The sequence below is a fragment of the Halomonas sp. KO116 genome, from assembly GCF_000734975.2.
Classification (GTDB): domain Bacteria; phylum Pseudomonadota; class Gammaproteobacteria; order Pseudomonadales; family Halomonadaceae; genus Vreelandella; species Vreelandella glaciei.
The window spans coordinates 2,847,594-2,864,948 of the sequence record NZ_CP011052.1; the positions used below are offsets into that span (position 1 = coordinate 2,847,594).

At 55.6% G+C, this 17,355-nt stretch carries 15 protein-coding genes and 1 other RNA gene; 2 read left to right on the top strand and 14 right to left on the bottom strand.

The features are described from left to right. Positions 1 to 113: 113 nt before the first annotated feature. From KO116_RS13160 to rsmI, 14 genes are all read right to left on the bottom strand, one after another. Complete coding sequence (locus KO116_RS13160) at positions 114 to 827, bottom strand: cell division protein FtsQ/DivIB (RefSeq protein WP_035566262.1); 714 nt, start codon at positions 825 to 827, stop codon at positions 114 to 116. 24 nt (positions 828 to 851) lie between these two features. Continuing rightward, complete coding sequence (locus KO116_RS13165; RefSeq protein WP_035566265.1) at positions 852 to 1,793, bottom strand: D-alanine--D-alanine ligase; 942 nt, start codon at positions 1,791 to 1,793, stop codon at positions 852 to 854. Continuing rightward, a complete protein-coding gene (gene murC / locus KO116_RS13170) occupies positions 1,790 to 3,202 on the bottom strand; it encodes a UDP-N-acetylmuramate--L-alanine ligase (RefSeq protein ID WP_045812265.1) in 1,413 nt (470 codons plus the stop codon). Before murC ends, KO116_RS13165 begins: the two co-directional genes overlap by 4 nt. Positions 3,203 to 3,255: 53 nt before the next feature. Further along, positions 3,256 to 4,320, bottom strand: coding sequence for an undecaprenyldiphospho-muramoylpentapeptide beta-N-acetylglucosaminyltransferase (gene murG / locus KO116_RS13175; RefSeq protein ID WP_035566269.1), 1,065 nt, complete (start codon positions 4,318 to 4,320; stop codon positions 3,256 to 3,258). Positions 4,321 to 4,386: 66 nt separating this feature from the next. Continuing rightward, entirely contained in the window at positions 4,387 to 5,568 is a 1,182-nt protein-coding gene (gene ftsW, locus KO116_RS13180) for a putative lipid II flippase FtsW (protein WP_008958687.1), read from the bottom strand. After that, entirely contained in the window at positions 5,565 to 6,953 is a 1,389-nt protein-coding gene (murD, locus tag KO116_RS13185) for a UDP-N-acetylmuramoyl-L-alanine--D-glutamate ligase (protein WP_035566271.1), read from the bottom strand. Before murD ends, ftsW begins: the two co-directional genes overlap by 4 nt. Positions 6,954 to 7,039: 86 nt before the next feature. After that, positions 7,040 to 8,122 (bottom strand): phospho-N-acetylmuramoyl-pentapeptide-transferase, encoded by a 1,083-nt coding sequence (gene mraY / locus KO116_RS13190; RefSeq protein WP_035566273.1) that lies wholly within the window; start codon positions 8,120 to 8,122, stop codon positions 7,040 to 7,042. Between the two features lie 14 nt (positions 8,123 to 8,136). Further along, positions 8,137 to 9,489 (bottom strand): UDP-N-acetylmuramoyl-tripeptide--D-alanyl-D-alanine ligase, encoded by a 1,353-nt coding sequence (locus KO116_RS13195; protein WP_035566276.1) that lies wholly within the window; start codon positions 9,487 to 9,489, stop codon positions 8,137 to 8,139. Beyond that, the gene (locus KO116_RS13200) at positions 9,489 to 10,982 is read right to left on the bottom strand and encodes a UDP-N-acetylmuramoyl-L-alanyl-D-glutamate--2,6-diaminopimelate ligase (RefSeq protein ID WP_035566278.1); all 1,494 of its coding nucleotides are present in this window, start codon (positions 10,980 to 10,982) and stop codon (positions 9,489 to 9,491) included. The genes KO116_RS13195 and KO116_RS13200 overlap by 1 nt, the downstream gene beginning before the upstream one ends. A gap of 18 nt (positions 10,983 to 11,000) precedes the next feature. Beyond that, positions 11,001 to 12,707 carry a peptidoglycan D,D-transpeptidase FtsI family protein gene (locus KO116_RS13205; protein WP_035566280.1) on the bottom strand — a complete coding sequence of 569 codons (1,707 nt, stop codon included), beginning with the start codon at positions 12,705 to 12,707 and terminating at the stop codon, positions 11,001 to 11,003. After that, positions 12,704 to 13,039 (bottom strand): cell division protein FtsL, encoded by a 336-nt coding sequence (ftsL, locus tag KO116_RS13210; RefSeq protein ID WP_035566282.1) that lies wholly within the window; start codon positions 13,037 to 13,039, stop codon positions 12,704 to 12,706. Before ftsL ends, KO116_RS13205 begins: the two co-directional genes overlap by 4 nt. Before the next feature lie 2 nt (positions 13,040 to 13,041). Beyond that, positions 13,042 to 14,010: a 16S rRNA (cytosine(1402)-N(4))-methyltransferase RsmH gene (rsmH, locus tag KO116_RS13215; RefSeq protein WP_035566285.1), complete on the bottom strand. Its 969-nt coding sequence runs from the start codon at positions 14,008 to 14,010 to the stop codon at positions 13,042 to 13,044. A 67-nt stretch (positions 14,011 to 14,077) separates the two neighbouring features. Further along, an RNA gene (rnpB, locus tag KO116_RS24240) (RNase P RNA component class A) lies at positions 14,078 to 14,448 on the bottom strand. A 32-nt stretch (positions 14,449 to 14,480) separates the two neighbouring features. Then, positions 14,481 to 15,338 carry a 16S rRNA (cytidine(1402)-2'-O)-methyltransferase gene (gene rsmI / locus KO116_RS13220; protein ID WP_035566289.1) on the bottom strand — a complete coding sequence of 286 codons (858 nt, stop codon included), beginning with the start codon at positions 15,336 to 15,338 and terminating at the stop codon, positions 14,481 to 14,483. 114 nt (positions 15,339 to 15,452) lie between these two features. Between rsmI and KO116_RS13225 the strand changes: the two genes are divergently transcribed. Both KO116_RS13225 and KO116_RS24690 read left to right on the top strand, forming a co-directional pair. Continuing rightward, entirely contained in the window at positions 15,453 to 16,958 is a 1,506-nt protein-coding gene (locus tag KO116_RS13225; protein WP_008958678.1) for a penicillin-binding protein activator, read from the top strand. Further along, positions 16,948 to 17,319: a YraN family protein gene (locus KO116_RS24690; protein ID WP_082072592.1), complete on the top strand. Its 372-nt coding sequence runs from the start codon at positions 16,948 to 16,950 to the stop codon at positions 17,317 to 17,319. Before KO116_RS13225 ends, KO116_RS24690 begins: the two co-directional genes overlap by 11 nt. The last annotated feature ends 36 nt before the right edge of the window (positions 17,320 to 17,355 follow it).

A 17,355-nucleotide genomic window follows, 5' to 3' on the forward strand; every position in this document is an offset into this window, starting at 1 on the left:
TAGTACGAACCCACAATAATAGGCATTGAAAGCAATTTAAAGCCGATTATTGGCTTTTTCATCGATGGCAACCACTCACTTTTACACCTTATTTGCATCAAGTAATAGAAGAGTTACTCATCTTGCACAGCAAATTCACTTTCTCCATGCCACGCTACGGCGACACCATTAGGGTAACGGAGATCTATATAGCGGATCTGATCACCAAGAGAGTACAACTCCCTTTGCCAAGAAGCAGATAAACGCGCCAATCGAACTTCGTGCTGACGACGCCCTAACATCACCCAAGCGCCGTCATTTAATTGCAGCCGCCAAGCCCCACGCGGCTCTAAACGAAGTTGTGTAAGATCAAGTGATAACTGAGTAAAGTGCGGCAACAGCCGATGATAGTATTGCAACACTTCCTCGCTGCTACCGACAGGACCCGCCATATCAGGCAAACCCGACGGCGGGTTTAATGGTGCAAATGCGAAAGGCTCTCCCTCAGGATTAAGCAAGAAATCATCATTCCAGCGTGCGACGGGCTGTTGTTCAATGAGCTCAAACACTAACGCATTCGGCCATTCGCGCGTAATTCGCACTTCATTTAGCCAGCCGACTTGCAGGGCGCGGTCACGCAACTCACCCAGATCCGCCGAAAGCCAGGTGGCATCGACCACCAGGGGCGCCAGCTGGGTACGCAGATAGTCGGCGCTGACGTATTCCCACTCACCGCGAATAGACACCCGCTCAATAGGGCGATCTAACCACAGCCAAAGCGCCCGGCCACCGGCGCCCATCAGCAAGGCTAATAGAATAACGCCCAACCAGGCATTACGCCTTTTCATAAGGCACCCTTCATAACAAACTCGTCATAGCGATAACTGCCTGCCAGCGGTATTCAATATTTCCATCACCAGCTCGTCAAAAGAGATACCCGCATGTGCCGCTGCCTGGGGAACCAAGCTATGGTCGGTCATCCCAGGCACGGTATTAACTTCCAGTAGCCAGAAACGTCCTTCGCTATCGTGCATCACATCAACACGCCCCCAGCCTACCCCGCCGATGGCGGCAAATGCCTGCTGGCATAGATCCGCCAGCGCTGCTTCCTGCTCCGTTGCTAGGCCACATGGCAAATGGTACTGCGTGGTATTGGCGATATATTTGGCTTCGTAATCATAGAAACCGCCTGGGACTTCAACCCGAATCGCTGGCAACACTTGATCGCCTAGCAGCGCAACCGTGTATTCGTCGCCGACGATAAAGCGCTCAGCCATGACGCGGGCGTCGAACTGTGCTGCCTCGTGATACGCAGCCTCAAGCGCCGCCTGACTTTTGACAATGCTAATACCCAGCGTTGAACCTTCATGCACGGGCTTCACAATCAGCGGCAAGCCAAGCTGGGCGACCACGGCTGACCAATCCGAACCGGCATCCAGCATGATGCTCTCTGGCGTCGGCAAGCCAACCGCACTCCATACCTGCTTGGTACGCTGCTTATCCATGCCCAGCGCTGAAGCGAGCACTCCGCTACCGGTGTAAGGAATATTGAGCAACTCCAACGCCCCCTGCAGCGTGCCGTCTTCACCGCCGCGTCCATGCAAAGCAACGAAGACCACTGAAGGAGCCAACTGCTCTAGCCCCACCAGGCCGTTGTCGCGAGGATCATAACCACAGACATCGACACCCTTACGTTGAAGGGCCTCAAGTACTGCCGCCCCGCTTTTAAGCGACACCTCGCGTTCGGCAGACGTACCGCCGTAAACGACAACGACTTTTCCTTGCGACTCAGGGGTTGTTACGTCAACGCTCACAGATCTACCTCGTTCATCGCTAGCTGTGCCTGTGCCAGACGCAGGGAAATCCCCCCCACATCACCAGCACCCTGGGTAATTAAAATATCGCCTGGCCGTAACACATTGGCTAACAGCACCGGTAACTCGTGCTTATGCTCGACAAAGAGTGGGTCGACCTCACCCCGCTGGCGAATCGACCCGGCCAGGGTCCTTCCCTCGGCACCAGGAATAATAGCTTCACCGGCGCTGTAAACATCGAGCAACACCAACGTATCGACTTGGGAAAGCACGCGGACAAAATCTTCATATAAATCGCGGGTACGGCTATAGCGATGGGGTTGGTAAAGCATCACCAGGCGGCGCTCGGGCCACCCAGCGCGAACGGCCTGGATAACCATGTCGACTTCACGTGGATGGTGACCATAGTCATCCACCAGCATGATGTCGCCGCCGCCTTTGGGTGCAGGGAAATGCCCATGCACCTGAAACCGCCGACCCACGCCTGCAAAGCTCGCCAAGCCACTCAAAATCGCGCTATCGCTAACGCCTGCGTCAGTGGCCACAACAATCGCCGCCATCGCATTCAAGGCATTGTGGCGACCTGGCATGGCCAAGCGTACCGCTAGGGGCTCAGCGCCGCCTGGGCGTAACGCAGTAAACGAGACCTCTCCTTCTCGCTGGGCAAAGTCAACAATGCGATAGTCAGCATCGCTATCAAACCCATAGGTTACAAACTGCCGCTTCACCTGCTCGCACAGCACACGGACATGCGGGTCATCGATACACAGTACCGCCAAGCCATAAAACGGTAGATTATGCAGGAATTCGATAAAGGTACTTTTCAGCCGCTCGAAGTCACCACCATAGGTGGCCATATGGTCAGCATCGATATTGGTAACGATGGATACCATTGGCTGCAGGTGCAGAAACGAGGCGTCGGACTCATCGGCTTCGGCAACGAGATAATCGCCCTCGCCCAGGCGAGCATTAGTACCGGCGCTGGTCAGCTTGCCGCCGATGACAAAGGTCGGGTCTAACCCTCCCTCTGCCAGCAGTGTCGCCGTCAAACTGGTCGTGGTGGTTTTGCCATGGGTACCCGCCACGGCAATACCGTGACGGAAGCGCATCAGCTCGGCGAGCATCTCAGCCCGGCGCACGACCGGTACACGATGCTCATGGGCCCAGCGAATTTCAGGGTTGGTTTCATCGATTGCGCTAGACACAACGACCACGTCGGCGTTTTCTACATTGGCTTCAGCATGACCGATCGCCACGCATACACCGCATTGGCGAAGCCGCTCTACGACTGAAGAGTTTTTCATATCACTACCGCTGACGATGTAGCCCTGGTTGGCTAGCACCTCTGCGATACCGCACATACCGGCGCCACCTATACCCACAAAATGAATGCGTCGAATGCGACGCATGCCTGGGCCAGCGGGAGTGCCACGTGAGGGTGCCGTGGGTTTGTCTTTATCGATCACGCAGAATCTCCTAGCTTTATCATCGCCAAACACCCTTCAGCCAAGCGCTGAGTCGCATCCAAATGCGCGGCCTGACGGGCGTTCGCCGCCATCGCAGCCAGGGTATTGGGGACGAGCAATTCATTTAAAAAGTCGCTTAAACGCTCAACCGTCAACTCAGACTGTACAACGCACTTGGCGGCGCCCGCCTTAACTAACACCTGCGCGTTGATACGCTGATGGTCATCGACCGCAAAGGGAAAAGGCACCAGCAGTGAAGGCTTGGCGGCGGCAGCCAGCTCTGCCACGGTGAGCGCACCAGAGCGGCATACCACTAAATCGGCCCACTCATAAGCAGCAGCCATATCATCAATAAAGGGACTAACCTCAGCGTTTACGCCGTGCTGCTGATAATTTTCGGCAGTCGCAACATCACGATCATTACCTGCCTGATGGCGGACCTCGGGTCGCTGCTCAACAGGCAATGCAACAAGCGCTGGCGCCAAGCGTTCGTTTAGCGCAACGGCGCCAAGCGAGCCCCCCACCACTAGTAGACGCAGGGGTCGTGCAGAGAGCATTTCAGCATTCCTTGGCGTACTACCCAAGGCAGCGATATCGTCACGCACGGGATTTCCAATCACTTCGGCGCGCGAGCCAAAGGCTTCTGGGAAGGCGGCGTAGGTACGCTTAGCCAGTCGCGATAAAACGCGATTTGTCAGCCCTGCCACAGCGTTCTGCTCATGGATAACCAAGGGGATACGTGTCAACCAAGCCGCTAACCCGCCTGGGCCACTGGCAAAACCACCCAGGCCAACCACAACATGCGGTTTGAACTCTCGAATCACCGTCCGCGCTTCTAAGACTGCACGGGAGAGGTTCAACGGCGCCTTCAGCCAGCCGGCTATGCCGTTGCCGCGTAGCCCGCTAATGGCAATAGTATGTAATTTAATACCCGCTTCAGGCACCAGTCGGTTCTCAATCCCCCTGGGGCTGCCCAGCCACTCAACATCCACCTGCTGCGCCTGCAGTGCTTTAGCGAGTGAAAGCGCTGGGAACACATGGCCGCCGGTGCCACCTGCCATTATCAGCACTCGTCGCCTAACATTAGTCTTCACATCAAACTCCTGATAGCACCAAGCGGCATAACGTTACGATAAACGCGGTTCATGGCGCGATTTATACGGGGTGGACGCACGTCGGGGGCGATGACGCGTTTCGGCATCCGTGCGCAGCAGCAGCCCCACCATCACGCCAGTTACCAATAGACTAGAACCGCCATAGCTCATTAGCGGCAATGTTAAACCTTTGGTTGGCAACAGCCCCGAACTTACCGCCATATTAATAAATGCCTGCGCAGCCACAACAAACCCAATGCCGTAACTTACATAAGCGCCAAAAAGATGCCCGGCCATCTCCGCTTTGCGCCCTACCCACATAGCGCGCGCAATAAATAGCGTAAACAGCAGCACGACAATAATCGCGCCGATCATACCCAACTCTTCGGCGATCACCGCAAAGATAAAGTCGGTATGCGCCTCAGGCAAGTAGTGCAATTTCTGAACGCTGTTACCCAGACCGGTACCGGTTACATGACCCCGCCCAAAAGCAATCAACGCCTGGGTTAATTGGTAGCCAGTCGCAAATTGATCGGCCCAGGGATCCAAAAAACTGGTCCAACGCGCTAGCCGATAGGGTTCAATCAACACCATCACAACCGCACCAGAACCTAGCAACAACCCGCTACCCATTAACAGCACCAACGACGCACCGCACATCATCAGCATGCCAATCACACAAATGGTAAAGACCACCATGCCGCCAAAATCAGGCGCTAAGAAAAGCAGCCCAACAGGCACTGCCAGCACGGCAAGCGGGCGCCACATACTGAACGCCCGGCGACGCAGGTCATAAGTAAAACGCGACATGAACGCCGCCATATAAAAAATCAGCCCGATTTTGGCAAATTCAGAGACCTGCAAACTAGGCAATGGCCCCGGCAATGCTATCCAGCGCTTACTGCCGTTAATTTCCTGGCCAATAATCAGTACTAGGACCAACAGAAAGATAGAGGCAAGCAGAATAAGCGCAGCATTCTGGCGCCAGGCTTCCAGCGGCACACAGAGCATAAATACACATGCCATGATAGCGAGTACTAGGAAAACGCCGTGCTGGCGGGAGTAGTGGTAAGTATCTTCCAGTAAGCCAATTGATGCCGAACTCACCATTACCCAGCCCAAACCCGCTAAGGCTACTGCCGCCATCACCAGCCAGATATCACAGGGCAAATCCCGCGTGGAAAGAACAGTACGCAGACGCTGAAGTCGGCTCATGACGCTCCCCCAGTAGTGGACTCTGCCTGTTGGTGCACCCAGCGGCGAAATACCTCGCCGCGTTCTTGGTAATTAGCAAACTGATCCAGGCTTGCACAGGCAGGTGATAGCAGCACGCAGTCTCCAGGCTGAGCGATTTCAAACGCTGCTTGCATGGCCTGAGTTAGATCGTCTACTTGCTGAGTCGTTACGTGACCATCCAACGCCTCCGCCAATCGCGGAGCATCCAACCCAAACAGCAGCACATGACGCGCGCACTTCTTTAAAGGCTCGGCCAACGGGGTAAAGTCCGCGCCCTTACCAACCCCGCCGGCCAATAAAATCAAGCACCCTTCCAGCGTAGCGCCAATGCCATTGATGGCCGCCAGAGTAGCGCCCACATTGGTGCCCTTGGTGTCGTTAACCCAAGTAACATCGTTGATACGCGCTATCATTTCGCTGCGGTGTGCCAGTCCTTTAAAGTCACGCAGTGCGCGACACATGGGCGCCGCTGCAAACCCTAATGCCTGCCCCATTGCCAGCGCAGCCAGTGCATTAAGGTAATTGTGCTGCCCAGTCATGCGTAACTCATCAATGGACAACCAGGGCGTGTCACCCTGCATCAGCATTAGTTCACCTTGATTACGCGCCAGCCCCCACTGCCCCTCACCCGGAGCGTCATGGAAAAAGTAGGCCACTTGGTCAACAGGATATTCAGGCCATGTCAGAGGGTCATCCCCATTCGCCACCGCGTGCTGGGCACCGATAAAGATACGCTGTTTTGCAGCTCGATAACCGTACATATCACCGTGGCGATCAAGGTGATCTTCGGACAGGTTCAGGAACGCGGCACAGCTCGCACCCAGACAAGGAGTCGTCTCCAGCTGAAAGCTCGAGAGTTCAAGGATATAGAGCGCGGCATCCGGATGGCTAGCCAACAAGTCCAACGCGGGGGTGCCCAAATTACCGCCCACTGCCGCACTCACGCCTGCCGCCGCTGCCATTTCACCGAGCAGTGTGGTCACCGTCGACTTCGCATTAGAGCCAGTGATCGCTGCAATAGGCGCCTTCGCGGCACGCACGAATAGAGCCATTTCACCCACCACCATCGGCTCCCCAGTGCGAGGATTTAGCTGATCCACCAGCTCTTTTAAGCCCGGCATTCTCGGGTCAAGCCCAGGGCTTACCACCACCTCTTCCACATTGCGTAGATCCAGCGCGGTCAGCGAGCCGCAGTGAATTTCCACCCCCGGATGCGCAGTGCGAAAATCATCAAGCCCCGGCGGTTCGGCCCGTGTGTCCGCTACCATGTAAGGTACATCTAAGCGACTTAAATGACGGCAGATCGCTCGACCGGAAAGCCCCAGCCCTACAACCAGTGTCACTCCCTTAGCTACTTGAACCATTTCAAGCTCCCTCTCCCATCATGCCAACGATCCGTCGATGCACTCATGGTCAGAAGCATTAACGAACTGTCATTAACAAACCATCATTAACGAACTTTGAGTGTTGCGAGGCCAAGCAGCACCAGCACCACGGTAATAATCCAAAAGCGGACAATGACCCGCGGCTCAGGCCAGCCTTTCAATTCATAATGATGATGCAAAGGCGCCATTCGGAAGATGCGACGCCCGGTGAGCTTGTAGGATCCCACCTGAAGGATGACCGAAACCGTTTCCATGACAAAAACACCGCCCATGATAAACAGCACAATCTCCTGGCGTACGATCACGGCCACCACACCCAGCGCAGCCCCTAACGCCAAGGCACCTACGTCGCCCATAAAGACCTGGGCGGGATAAGTGTTAAACCATAAAAACCCCAGCCCAGCGCCAGCAATAGTGGCACAAAACACTGCAAGCTCACCGGTACCTGCAATGAACGGAATATGCAGGTACTCGGCAAACACGGTATTGCCACTCGCATATGCAAACACCGACAGGCCCATGGCGACCAATACGGTGGGCATAATGGCCAAACCATCCAGACCATCGGTTAAATTAACCGCATTGGAGCTGCCTACAATGACAAAGTAAGTAAGCACGATATAGAAAACACCCAGCGGTAGAGCCACCTCTTTAAACAGCGGCACCAACAAACTGGTTTCAACCGGCGTGGAGGCCGTTAGATAGAGCAGTACAGCCGCCCCCAGGCCTACGACTGATTGCCAGAAATACTTCCAGCGGGCAGGCAAACCGCGTGGATTTTTCTCCACCACCTTGCGGTAATCATCAACCCAACCGATGGCACCAAAACCTAGCGTGACCCCCAACACCACCCAGATATAGAGGTTGGTTAAGTCACCCCATAGCAAAGTACTCATGGCGATGGCCAACAGTATCATCGCCCCGCCCATGGTCGGGGTGCCGGCTTTGGAAAGATGGGATTGCGGGCCGTCGTCTCGCACGGATTGACCGATTTGGCCTTCGACTAAACGTCGAATCATCCATGGCCCTAGCCATAAACAGAGCATCAGTGACGTGAGGGCGCCTAAAATCACACGCAAGGTTAAATAATTAACGACCTGAAAATCAGATTGGTACTGCGACAGAAAATTCGCCAAGTGAAGTAACATGAACGGCGTTTACCTTATTTATCCGAACGCAGTGCATTAACAACATGTTCCATGCCCGCACTGCGCGACCCTTTCACCAGCAACGTGGTGTCAGGCGGCAAAGTATGAGTGACATAACGCGTTAGCGTCTCGTGATCGTTAAAGTGCAACCCACGACCAAAGGCTTCACTGGCGGCACGTGCGGCCTCGCCCAGCGTCAATAGCTCATCAATACCAAGCTCGGCGGCGTAGTGGCCGATATCGGCGTGCAGCGCAGCCGATGCCTCCCCCAGTTCGCCCATCGCCCCTAACGCGCACCAGCGTGGCGGAGGAAAGCTGGCCAAGGTATCCAGGGCCGCTTTGACCGCGCCAGGATTGGCATTATAAGTGTCATCCAGCACAGTAACACCCCGCAATCCGGACACCACGACCAACCTGCCGGCAAGCGCTTGCAGCGATTCCAGGCGTGATATAACTTGCTCTTCCGACACGCCTAGCATTAATGCCGCAGCTGCAGCGGCCAACGCATTACTGACATTGTGCTTGCCCAGTAACGGCAAACGCACCTGGCCCAGCGCTCGACCATGCTGCAATAGCGTGAAAGCATACCGCCCTTGCGAATCACAGGAAAGCGCTGCGGCGCTCACATCCGCCTCGGGGTGAAAACCAAAGCTCACAACCCGCCGCGGAGCCGCACGAGCAGCCCAGAACGTAAAATAGTGATCATCCCTGTTCAGAACAGCAGTACCCTGCTCGCCCAGCCCGACCAGCAGTTCACTTTTCGCCTGGGCAATTTGCCCCATGCCACCGAACTCGCCCACATGGGCACCGGTGACATTGGTAATAATCGCCACATCGGGCTTGGTCAGCGGGGCTGTCCAGGCAATTTCACCTAAATGATTAGCGCCCAACTCGATCACGGCGGCTTGATGATGCGGCCGCAATCGCAATAAGGTCAGCGGCGCGCCAAAGTCGTTATTCAGATTACCTTGAGTGGCTAATACGTCGCCTAAAGGCGCTAGCAGAGCAGCGCACATCTCTTTAACAGTCGTCTTACCGCTATTGCCGGTGACGGCTACCACGGAGCCATGCCATGCGCGCCGGTGCGCACCAGCAATCAGTCCCAGGGCCAAACGTGTATCCGGACAAACCAGCTGGGGCAAGTTGACAGCAACGGGGGCGTCGACCAATGCCGCTACGGCACCGAGTTCGTGGGCAAGCGCAACAAAATCATGACCGTCAAAGCGGGGGCCTTTAAGGGCAACAAACAGGCAGCCAGGCTCGATCTTGCGGCTATCGGTTACGACTGAACTGACTAGCAGCTGCGCCCTATCAACAGGCGTCTCAATACCCAGCAATGAGGCGAGCTGGCCAAGTGTCCACTGCATTAGTGACTTCTCCACCCAGCGAAGGCACGCTGGATCTCTTCGCTATCGGCATAGGCATGGCGAACCCCTTGGATATCCTGATACGCCTCATGGCCTTTTCCGGCGATAAGCACGACATCTTGTAAAGCCGCCTGCTGAATAGCGGTGGCCACGGCCTTCCGGCGCTCCCCGATTTCAATAGGGTGCGCGGTATCAGAGAACCCGGACAAAATCTGTTGGCGGATTTGCTCAGCAGACTCGTGCCTAGGATTGTCATCGGTAACGATAATGTGGTCTGCCAACGTCTCGGCAGCTTTAGCCATTTCGGCTCGCTTACCCGTATCGCGCTCTCCCCCGCAGCCGAATACACACCACAATTTGCCAGCATCACCCAGATGGGCACGCAGCGCTTGTAGCGCGCTATGAAGTGCATCTGGCGTGTGCGCATAATCCACCACCACGGTAGGCGTGCCGTCATCACCATAGCGCTCCATCCTGCCCGGCACCGGCGTCAGCGAAGAGGCGGCTGAGAAGAGGTCGTCAAGTGATTCGCCTAATCCGTACAACACAGCCATCGCTAACAGCACGTTATCTAAATTAAAACGCCCCATTAAACCTAAGCTGAGCATTTTCTCGCCATCGGGAGTCGCAATCATTGCCTGCTGCCCCTGCTCAGATGCCTGCCAGTCCAGCACGCGCAAGGTAACGGCTTCATCTTTACCCGTCGCCAGTACCCGCACATTACTGTTGCAACCTGCCAGCATTAAGCGTGCTAAGGGGTCATCGCCATTGACTACCGCTAGACGGAGCTCAGAGCGCCGGAAAAGCTTCGCTTTGGATGCCGCATAGGCGGCCATGCTGCCATGGTAGTCCAAATGGTCGCGCGTCAGATTGGTAAACACGCCTACGCTTACGTTTAGCGCCTCTAAGCGGTACTGATCCAGCGCATGGGAAGAGGCCTCAAGCGCCACACGTCGTACACCCTGGCTGGCAAGCTCACCCAGCGTCGCCTGCAGCGCTAAGGAGCCAGGCGTGGTTAAGCCACTATCGCGCAACTCACCGGGGCGTCCTACACCCAACGTACCAATCAGTCCGGTGGGCGTTCCTAATGCCTCGCTAAGCGCAGCGATATAATGAGTGACGGAGCTTTTACCGTTGGTACCGGTCACGCCAATCACTTCAAGATCATTAGGCACTTTAAACATGGCGCGCCCTAACTCACCTAAGCGCACCGAAAGATGCGGCAGTTTCAGCACGCGGTCTTCAAGCAACAACTGACCGGACTCGCCTTGCGCTAACACAAGCACAGCACCCGCCTTGAGCGCTTGCTCGATAAAATCGCGACCATCACGCTGACTGCCCGGCACTGCCACAAAAACATCGCCCGTTTGTAGCTTGCGGGAATCCATTTCTATGCGTACTAGATCCGGCAGCTCAGGCAAGTCGGCGGGCAGTGGTGAATTAGGCCATACGTGCGCAAGCGCCGACACCACATCGACTGAACTCAGTGTCATGCAAACTCCTTAGAAAAACTACTCGGCATCGTGATCTGGCGGAACATCCAACAAGCGCAAAGCATTACCCGTTACGCTGGAAAAAACCGGGGCAGCGACAGCACCGCCATAAAACTCACCGGCCTTGGGGTGATCAATCATTACCACAGTGACAATACGCGGATCAGAGATGGGGGCTATCCCGGCAAAAACGCTGCGGTAAGCATCGGTGGTATAGCCTTGCAGGCCTACTTTACGCACTGTGCCCGTTTTACCGCCAACGCGATAGCCCTCTACACGGGCTCTGCGCCCACCGGTATAGGCCGCCACCGACGTTTCGAGAATATTCAGCAGATCATTGGCAACCGTCGGTTCGATCGCAGGAATACCCTGGGGTGGCTCAGAAAGGCGCAGCAACGAGGGTGGCAAACGCATGCCATCATTGGCTAACGCCGTGTAAGCACTGGCCAGTTGTACCGCTGACACAGACAAGCCGTAACCATAGGCGAGAGTCGCTCGCTCGCTGCGCGACCAGCGAACCGGCGACGGCAGGCTGCCCGTAGACTCGCCTGGAAAGCCGGTTCCGGGCGCCTGGCCCAAACCTAGCTGATTATACTTGTCCCAAATCGCCGTATCGCTTAACCGCAGCGCCAGGCGGGACATACCCACATTTGAAGAGTGTTCCAGAATGCCAGCCAAATCCAATTCGCCATAATTACGGAAATCGCGGATGGTGAACTGATCCAACCGCATCCAGCCGGGCGATGTATCCACTATGGCATCGCGGTCTACCACCCCGCTTTCCAAAATAGCTGCCATGGCCAGCGGCTTCATGACCGAGCCAGGCTCAAATACATCCACCAGCGCTTGGTTACGCAACCCACGCGGATCGAGTCCTGCCCGGTTATTAGGGTTATAGGAGGGCAAGTTCGCCATTGCCAACACTTCCCCTGTGCGCGCATCCATCATTACCAGCACGCCACCATCAGCCTCATTCTCAGCAACCGCCGCGCGCAGCTCGCGGTAGGCCATATACTGAATACGTTGATCGATAGCCAAGGTGAGCTCGCCCCCCGGCTGGGCTTCGTTAATCACGCCAAGCTCACGCACCAGACGCCCACGGCGATCTTTAATCACCCGCCGTTGCCCAGGGTGGCCGGCCAAATAGGGCTGATAGGAGAGCTCTAAACCTTCTTGCCCAATGTCATCAACGTTTGTGACGCCCAATAATTGCGCCGCCACTTCACCAGCAGGATAGTAGCGCTTGTATTCACGCTGGGGATAGACACCGGGGGTCCGTAGATTAAGGATCTGCTGAGCCGCGGCGGGCGTCATTTGGCGGCGTAAATACATAAATTCACGCTCGCTAAAGCGTGCTACACGCGACTCAAAGTCATCCAGCGTCATCCCTAACGCCTGGGCTAGCATAACGCGCTGTATGGCATCCTCGGGCAACTCCTGGGGGTTCGCCCAGAGTGTGACGACTGGCGTAGAAATAGCCAGTGGCTCTCCATTACGGTCGGTAATCATGCCGCGGTGGGCGGGAATCGCTTCATGGCGGAGGGTACGTGCATCCCCCTGGCTTTGCAGAAAGGGGCGGTCAATAACCTGAAGCAGCGTAATGCGGCCGATTAAAATAGCGGATGCCAAACCAATCGCCAATAAAATAAATACGAACCGACCACCTCCAAGAGGAGGTGCAATCGGAGCCTGACGAGAGGTGCCTCCGCGACGCTCGCTACTCATGGCCTAATCACCTCAACATCATGGACATCGGGGATTCGCATGCCCAGGCGCTCAGTGGCAATTTGTTCTATACGAGCAGGCGTTGACCAGGCGCCCTCTTCAAGCAGTAGCTGCCCCCACTCTGTTTGCAATTGGTTCTCTTCTTGCTCTAGCTGTTGCAGCTGAGCAAATTGCACCCGCGTCATATGCGTAGTAATGACAACAGCTAACCCAGAGGCCATGCAGAGTAAAAATAACAGGCTAATAACCACTGGCCAGGCGCGCAGGCGTAGCTTGAAAGGCCATTCGGCGCGTAGCGTGGTTGCCCACTGCTCAATCCGATCCATGCTCATGATTACATCCGTGATGACATCCGTTTGCGTGCAGCCCGCATGACGGCACTTCGTGCGCGAGGATTAGCATCCACTTCTTCCTCACTTGGCCGCACGCCTTTGCCTAACGCCTCAAGACGCCGATTCATTTGATCGTCGCGAATAGGCACCCCACGCGGAAGGTCAGTGTCACCGCGCACATGATGACGGATAAAACGCTTCACACGGCGATCTTCCAGCGAGTGAAAACTGATAACCACCAAGTGACCGCCGGGGGCAAGCGCCTCAAGCGCCGCATCAAGCGCACTGTCTAATTGCTCAAGCTCGCCGTTGACGAATATACGCAGCCCTTGAAACGCTTTGGTGGCTGGGTGACGACCTTTTTCCCAGGCGGGGTGAGCAACTTTAAGGACTTCAGCCAAATCCACCGTATGGGTAAAGGGCTTCTCGACTCGACGAGTGACCACCGCCCGGGCTAAACGCTTGGCATAACGCTCTTCACCGTAGGTTTTAAATACGTAGGCAATATCAGCTTCACTGGCACGCGCCAAGAATTCAGCAACGCTTTGGCCCTGGGTAGGATCCATGCGCATATCCAGCGGGCCATCACGCATAAAACTAAAACCGCGTTCGGGATCATCAAGCTGAGGGGAGGAAACGCCTACATCAAGCAGCACCCCTGAAAGCTTACCGAACACGCCTTGTTCACGGGCAAATTCGGCAAGCTGGGCAAATTCACGTTGAGTAATCTGGAAACGCGCATCATCAATGTCAGCTGCTGCGGCAATGGCTTGAGGATCGCGATCCATGGCGAGCAACTGACCTTGCTCGCTCAGACGGTCAAGAATTACCCGTGAGTGACCGCCTCTCCCGAAAGTACCGTCTAAATAGACGCCTTGATCGTCATGCACCAGGGCATCAATAGCACCTTCCAGTAGTACGCTGGTATGGCGAAAGCGGGAAGCAACCTGTTCAGCGTCAGGAGAAGGCATTTTTTTCTCACACAAGATGTTAGAGACAACGTAATAAAGAGCGTGCATGCACGCCCTGATGTGGAAATGGGGGAGTCGGCCGATAAGCCGGGTTCTGTCGTGGACAGCCATTCCTCTAGGCGCTGCGTTACCACAGCGCTCAAGCAACCTACCCGGACCCAGCGCGGGCCACGCCATTGGGTCCCTATTTGGTCTTGCTCCGAGTGGGGTTTACCATGCCACGCACTGTTACCAGGCGCGCGGTGCGCTCTTACCGCACCCTTTCACCCTTACCGGCCCCAGAGGTTTATTTCAGGGGCTTAGGCGGTCTACTCTCTGCTGCACTTTCCGTCGGCTCACACCGCCCAGGCGTTACCTGGCACTCTGCCCTATGGAGCCCGGACTTTCCTCCCCCAACACCTTTTAAGGGGTATTAGCGGCGACTGTCTGGCCAACTCCGGCGGCAAGCATACCAGCGCCCTCGACTTGCCTCAATGCTCGCCTTTAATTGCTTGCAAACGAGCGTACCAAGTTTGCTTGCGACCACCGAGCATTCGCGAGGCAATCGCAGCGCTCTGCTTAACGCCCACGCCCTCTGCCAGCAGTGCCTCTAGCAAGACCTCCGCTGATATATTCTGATGTTCACTCTGCTCAACCGGCGGAGCGCCAGCCACAATAATGACGAATTCGCCGCGAGCTTGATTAGGGTCAGCCGCCAACTGCTCAAGCAAACTCTCAGGCGTTCCGTGCAAAAATGTCTCAAAAGTTTTGGTTAGCTCACGTGCCAATACCACATCCCGCCCGGCCATTTGCTCCTGCAGCGCCTCAAGGGTGTGCACAATACGGTGAGGCGACTCGTAAAACACCAACGTCTCTTCACGGGTTTTCCAGCCATCGAGTGCTTGGCGGCGAGCGCCTGGCTTGGCAGGTAGAAAGCCAGCAAATACAAAGCGATCTGTCGGCAAGCCCGCTCCCGACAAAGCGGTAATCAACGCGCAAGGGCCAGGAATAGGCACGATATGGCGGTTTCGCGCCCGCAGCTCACGAACCAACACAAAACCTGGATCGCTAATCAACGGTGTTCCTGCATCGCTGATTAAGGCAATATCTTCTCCTGCGGCGAGATAGCTATCCAAGGTATCCACACGACGCGCTTCATTGTGCTCGTGTAAGGAGATCATCGGCTTATTCAAGCCTAAGTGCGCCAACAGGCGGCCGCTATGGCGGGTATCTTCAGCTGCAACCCGCGCGACTTGCCCTAACACCCGAGCGGCACGTGCGGTTAAGTCGTCCAAATTCCCAATTGGCGTGGCAACCACGTACAATGTACCCGGATTATGGTCTGGCATTGTTGACTCTCAATTCGTTGATGGCTTGCTCTATCGGTGCGCTATGCTTGTGCCGTAGCCTCGGCAATCGCTGGCAAGCAGCGACAGCGCAAATGGAAACTTAAGGAAGGATACATGAAACAGTCATTACGTGGCTTACTCGCCGCTGCCCTTGTGGCATTTCTCGTTGCTGGCTGTGCGATGCAGTCGCCAAGCGTGGTAGACCGCGTGCCTGTTGAAGACCCAGGTCAATTACTCAACCAAGCGGAACAGCAGGCACCCGAACAAGCAGCTAAAACGCGCTTGGAAGCAGCCAACATTCTGGCGAGGCAGGGTGAGCGCGACAGAGCCTTTGAAACCGCCGACGGAATCGATGAAAGCCTGCTATCAGAACCTGACCGTGTGCGCTGGGCGTTGCTATTTTCCGAACTTGCCCGCGCCCTGGATGAACCACGCGCCGTGTTACGCGCCACACAAGTACTCGACGACGAACTGCCAATGCAGGCTAGCCAGCAAGAGAGGCTTGCAGAGCGTCAGCGCTGGGCTCGTGAAGCGCTTGACCAACCTGGCGCGGTAACGGTCGCACTGCCTGAGCTTGAAGGTCAGGCAATACGCCGTATCGTGGTTGCACTGCCCGAATCTGGCCCACTTAGCAGCGTCGCTAACACCATCGCCACCGCCATGCGTCAGCACCATGATGTTAAAGGGGGCAATACCGAACTCAGCTTTCTCGACGCGTCGCGCTACTCACTTGATGAGCTCTATGACCGCGCCCAGCAAATGAACGCGCAGCTAATGATTGGCCCATTAGATAAAAGCCAAGTCACCCAGCTAGAGCAACGCGATAGTGTTCCCCTTCCTACGCTGGCGCTCAACTATGGCAGTGGCGATAACAACCAAGCACAGCGGCTATTCCAGTACGGCCTCTCCGCTGAAGATGAAGCACGCCAAGCAGCTCGCCGTGCGTGGCAGGATGGCCACCGCCAAATGTCCATGATGGTGCCTGATAACGATTGGGGGCGCCGCGTAGGTGAAGCCTTTTGGAATGAGTGGCACAGCCAAGGCGGTGAAGTTGCCAACGCCGTACGCTACAACCCTGATAGCTCAGTCTCTAATGCGGTACAAACCGCTCTCAATGTCAGCGGCGAACGCGCCCGCCTAAGCAATATTGACGCACTTTTCCTACTCGCGTTACCGGAATATGCGCGCCAAGTGCCGCCCACCATGGACTATTATTACGCCCCTGATCTGCCAATTTATGCCACATCGCATTTACATGAAGGCCGCTTGCAAACGCGCCTTGATCAAGATTTAAACGATGTCATGTTTATGGATATCCCCTGGCAAATCCCCGATGCTGCGGTTGGTGGTGAAGAAGCGCTTCCTTTTGCATCAACCTATCAGAGCCTACGCGATGAATCGGATGCCTCTATGTTCCGCCTAATGGCCATGGGTGTTGATGCTTACGAGCTGGCAATTCGCTTCTCAAATCTTAACGAGCTCAACGGCTTGAACGGCAGTACCGGCATGCTTTACTTAAACGACGACGGCCGCATTTACCGTGAGCTGCCTTGGGCAAAATTCCAAAACGGTGTTCCATCGCCTATTTTGATCCCTAACCGTAACGTCAGTGACGAATAACGCCCATACCGCTCGTGCCCGTGGTGCCGCCATTGAGCAGATAGCTGCTCAATGGCTGCGCCAACAGGGACTCACCCTCGTCACGCAAAATCATCACGTGAAAGGGGGTGAGCTTGACTTGGTAATGCGAGATGGCGATATTCTCGTCTTTGTCGAAGTTAAACATCGCACTACGACGCGCTATGGCCATCCTCTAGAAACGGTCACCCACCAGAAACAGCAGCGATTGGTTCGTGCGGCCAGGTTATATATCGCTCGCGGTGGACTTTCATCGCCATGCCGCTTTGATGTCCTGGCGATTACTGGCAAGTCCCCCGATCTTGATTTTCACTGGGTGAAAGCTGCTTTTGATGCCTTTTGACTGTCTTTAAAAACGGTCTTTACACTTTAATTTAAC